General features: G+C 45.4%; 6 protein-coding genes and 2 pseudogenes. All 8 read left to right on the forward strand.

The genetic code is table 11. The annotated features are described in order from the left end of the window. A partial coding sequence (locus WMO65_RS25820; protein WP_349064809.1) for a DUF6017 domain-containing protein occupies nucleotides 1-571 on the forward strand: 571 nt, incomplete at its 5' end. Between the two features lie 61 nt (nucleotides 572-632). After that, nucleotides 633-920 carry a TFIIB-type zinc ribbon-containing protein gene (locus WMO65_RS25825; RefSeq protein WP_349064811.1) on the forward strand — a complete coding sequence of 96 codons (288 nt, stop codon included), beginning with the start codon at nucleotides 633-635 and terminating at the stop codon, nucleotides 918-920. Then, a complete protein-coding gene (locus WMO65_RS25830) occupies nucleotides 910-1,332 on the forward strand; it encodes a hypothetical protein (protein ID WP_349064813.1) in 423 nt (140 codons plus the stop codon). Before WMO65_RS25825 ends, WMO65_RS25830 begins: the two co-directional genes overlap by 11 nt. A gap of 72 nt (nucleotides 1,333-1,404) precedes the next feature. After that, nucleotides 1,405-1,539, forward strand: a complete 135-nt coding sequence (locus WMO65_RS26620; protein WP_353964008.1) for a hypothetical protein — start codon at nucleotides 1,405-1,407, stop codon at nucleotides 1,537-1,539. A gap of 156 nt (nucleotides 1,540-1,695) precedes the next feature. Then, nucleotides 1,696-1,860: pseudogene (locus WMO65_RS25835) on the forward strand (DUF3847 domain-containing protein); the annotation flags it as partial. Nucleotides 1,861-2,276: 416 nt separating this feature from the next. Beyond that, complete coding sequence (locus tag WMO65_RS25840) at nucleotides 2,277-3,128, forward strand: MerR family transcriptional regulator (protein WP_349064814.1); 852 nt, start codon at nucleotides 2,277-2,279, stop codon at nucleotides 3,126-3,128. A 114-nt stretch (nucleotides 3,129-3,242) separates the two neighbouring features. Continuing rightward, a pseudogene (locus WMO65_RS25845) lies at nucleotides 3,243-3,404 on the forward strand (MobQ family relaxase); the annotation flags it as partial. Between the two features lie 496 nt (nucleotides 3,405-3,900). Continuing rightward, a partial coding sequence (locus tag WMO65_RS25850) for a 5-oxoproline transporter, DUF969 family subunit (RefSeq protein WP_349064796.1) occupies nucleotides 3,901-4,124 on the forward strand: 224 nt, incomplete at its 3' end.

Here is a 4,124-nt window from a genome sequence, read left to right on the forward strand (position 1 = left end):
CTTGGGAAATCGCCACCTACAAAATACTAATAAACTAAATACTAATAAACAAAATATAATAAAATCCTCTTCCAGGTCTTTTAGGGGAGAAGAGGGGAAGGAGGAGGCTGTCTGCCGGATCCGGGAGCAGATAGGCTATGACCTTCTGCGCCCAAAATACGGACAGGCTCTCCTGGACGAGATTGTGAAGCTCATGGCGGAGGTATCCCTTCCGGGCAGTGCTGCGGCTTTTTATACCGTCAACCAGAAAAGGATCAACCGTAAGACAATGTGTGAACGGCTGTCCATTCTGGGATCTGAGCATATCCGGACGATCCTGGAAGGGATCCGGAACGGACCGCCCATCCGGAATGTTAGGAGTTATCTGCTGACATCGTTATACCAGGCAGATGCGGCATTACATATCAACGCAGTCCGTAACAAAAAGGCAGAGAAAAAGAACGGGTTCCATAACTTCCATGAGCGTAACTATGACTTCGCGCTACTGGAGAAGAGCCTTTTACAGGCGCAGGACCGTGCACAGGGAACCGGACAGGCGGCTGTAAATCGCCGGGGAAAGGAAGAACCATGAGTGTGACAGGGAACAGACGATATCCCAGATGATACGAAAAACAGAGAAGGGGGAATGGACCATGTATCGGGAAGATGGATGGGTAAAAGGATTTTATCAGGATAACCTGGTGAAATATGAGTGCTATGGCTGCGGCAGGCAATTTATCCTCGGTGAAGAGCTGGTGAAAGGCTGTACGCATGGGTATCCGAGGTGCCCTTACTGCGGGAGCCGGGCTGTGGAGTGGGTGAGCATGACAGAGGATGACCAGCTAGTGGAGATGGCTCTGGGATGTATCGGCATCTACATGGAGCTGTCAGGGGAAAACTGCCCTGGCGATGAAAAGGAGGAAAATGCAGATGAAGAATAAAAGAGTTGACCTGAGGCTGAACAGTAAGATCGCCGTCCACCGCCTGGCGATCTCAAAACTGGAGCATTATGACAAGACACGGTATACCAGCGCGACCCATTACATCGTGAGCGCCATTGATGCCTTTGAGGAGCCTGTGGAAGTGACAAAAAGTGAGCTGAGGCAGGTGATCCGGGAAGAGCTGAGAAAGGCGGCAGGAGAGTTGAGAGGTGCTGCGATAGAACCTGTGTCCCAGTATGCGGCCCATGCAGTTGTGCTACAGGCGGAAAAACCGGAGGAAAGCAAAAAAACGCCGGATGGTCTGGAAGAGGAAATACAAGGATCACCAGCAGCCGATCAAACGCAGAAGAAAGAGGAGAGACCGGAGATAGATCCTGCGACATTTGAATTCATGGAGCAGCTTGGTATTTAAGTTTGGGGAGTCTTCAGATTGAAACGGAGAAAGCACCGGAGATCCTTAGCTTTTCTGGCGGGAGAGTGAAAAATGACGAAAATAATTTTAAAAGTGCATATCCCTCAGGGAGAACCGCTGGATGAGGGAAAGTGCAGGAAATTTTTTGAAATGGCGGGTAAATTTTTCCGGACAGACAAAACGCCTTCTGCGGATCCTGGCTTTTAAATCCCGGACTCGAATAGCTTCTATCTTCCGGCTCCAATATCCTGAAAGTTTTTTATAATCATCCGCAGGACAGACGACAACAGAGATACTGAAAAAAGAGTTTTCGGAAAATGATGTGAGAATTCGGCATGGTATCCGTAGAAAACCCGGAGTGAGCGGATGCACCGGCTCTGTTCCAGAGGGGCGGAGCTGGAATGCTACCTGCCCCACCCGGAGCTTGTGACGGATGAACAGGTCAGCGTGATTTTGAAGCTGCTGTTCCATCGGAGCGAGAACCAGCAAATTGTTGAGCCAGATACTATCTCAAAAGCCGGAAAATGAGTAAAGGCAGAATGCCGGAAACGGCGAAGATTGCTTTCAGAGTGGCAAGCCGGGGCTTTCTCCTCTGAAAGAGGGCGCAACTATTCACCGCTTGAATCGGCGCGTTGCGTCCTGCTGAAAGCCCCTTGCAGGGAGCAGAGGATTTCCGCAGATGTTCCATCTGCTCCAATCCTCACAGGGGACGCTACACTTCCCCTGCGCTGGCTGCCGTCAGCTTCCCCTTTGTGGACTTGCCGGACGGAAACACCTTGCGTTGCATGCTGTTCCCGTCCAACAAGTGTTATATCATCCTGTGGTGCTTCTTCCGGTGTGGATAGAAAGATGATATACTCAAAGAAAAATTTGAAATTACCTATTGACCCTTACGGAACGTAATAGATTATAGTGAGTATATCAAGAACAGGAGGTTGACGGCAATGAGGACAGTAAAGGAGATATCGGATTTAACGGGTATCAGTGTACGCACGCTTCACTACTATGATGAAATCGGACTTTTGAAGCCGACAGACAAAAGTGAAGCGGGATACAGGCTTTATGACGATAAAGCATTGGAGACATTGCAACAGATTTTGTTTTTCCGTGAGTTTGATATTTCCCTGAAAGAAATCAAAGCAGTCATAGAAAATCCAGCTCTTGAAAAAAATCAGATTTTGCAAATGCAGCGGAAAATGCTGGTGGCAAAGAAAGAACGTATGGAGCGTTTGATTACCAGCATAGACAGGATTTTGAAAGGAGATAACACAATGGACTTTGAAGTATTTACTAAGATCGAATTAGAGGATATGTATAACTCTATGGCAGCGAATATGAGCGAAGAACAGAAAGCGATTTTCATTGAGAATTATGGCAGCATGGAGGAATGGAAAAAGAAATTCCTTGAAGATGCTTCTACTGAAGCTGTCCAGAAAAATTTCCAGAAGATTGTAGAGTGGTATGGCAGCAAAGAAAAAGCATTGGATGCATCTAAAAATCCGGGGAATACAGAAATTTTTCCGGCGTATCAGAAACAGCTGGAGGAAATTGTTAAAAAACTGGCAGGAAAGAAAGGTCAGGATGTAAATTCCTTTGAAGTAAAAGAATTAGTTGAGGAATACGACTTCGTTACAAAGCAGATGTTTCAACTGTCTGATGCTACTTCTATGGAGCTTGAGATGGCTGCCATTTATCGTACAAACAAGGAAATACAGGCAGTGCAAGACAGCATTTATGGAGAAGGAACAACGGAATTTATTGGACAGGTGATAGAAGCCTTTTATAGCAAAAAGTAATTTGTAACATTTAAATACCCGCCGCCCACCAGCGGCATCACCGAGCAGGAAATTTTGAAACAGGTTCCCTGCTCTTTTCTTGCCCCGTCAACGGGGAGAAAGGAAGAATCACGCTTGCCATGCCCACACCATGATGTAAAAATCATCCAGCGCAGCAAAGGTCAGTCCGCCGTTGCTTCCGCTGCCTATCAAAGCGGGGAACGGTTATTCTCTGAATACGACCAGAAGCAGAAATACAATATGCTCCCGCCCCATGCGCCGCCGGAGTACGCAAATCCTGTCGAACTGGACTGCCGCAAGCAGCGGGAGCAGAATATGAGATCCTAAGCAGTGCCCAGCTGTTGGATTCAGAAAAGAACAGGCATGGATAACTGGGGAAATACATGGAAAGTATAAATCAAAGTATATCATCTCAGAATAGAAAGATCATAAATTTCAAGGGGATTATGAAAAGTACACATGAAATGAGAGAAAGAGGCTTGTTTTGAGTACAAAAAGGCGTATACTAAATTCAAGTTATTGCCTGATACTTTGTTAGTGCATAGTGGGTGAATTCTACACCATTATTTCCGAAGGTAAATTTACGCTGTTGGATGGCATATTAAGTGTGGACATGTTTGTAGCTTTTATATATAATAATGTAAAATCATGTAATTTTCTGTAAGATATTTTAATGATGAAAAGAAGAGATTTGCAATGAAAGGGGGAAGATTCAGGAAGAGGAAATCTCTTCTGCAGGTTGTATGCTTTATAGCTAAGAAAGGGGAAAGATATGGAAATTATTAAATTAATTGGTGTAGTGATTATTGTTTTAGGCTTTGCACTGAAACTGGATGTTCTGGCTGTAGTACTGGTTGCAGGTATTGTGACTGGTCTTGTATCAGGCCTGGATTTTTTTCATATTCTGGAGATCATAGGCACATCTTTTGTAAACAATAGACTTATGTCTATTTTCCTGATTATGTTCCCGGTAATTGCCATCATCGAGCGTTTTGG

Source organism: Blautia caccae (assembly GCF_040095955.1).
Lineage (GTDB): Bacteria > Bacillota > Clostridia > Lachnospirales > Lachnospiraceae > Blautia > Blautia celeris.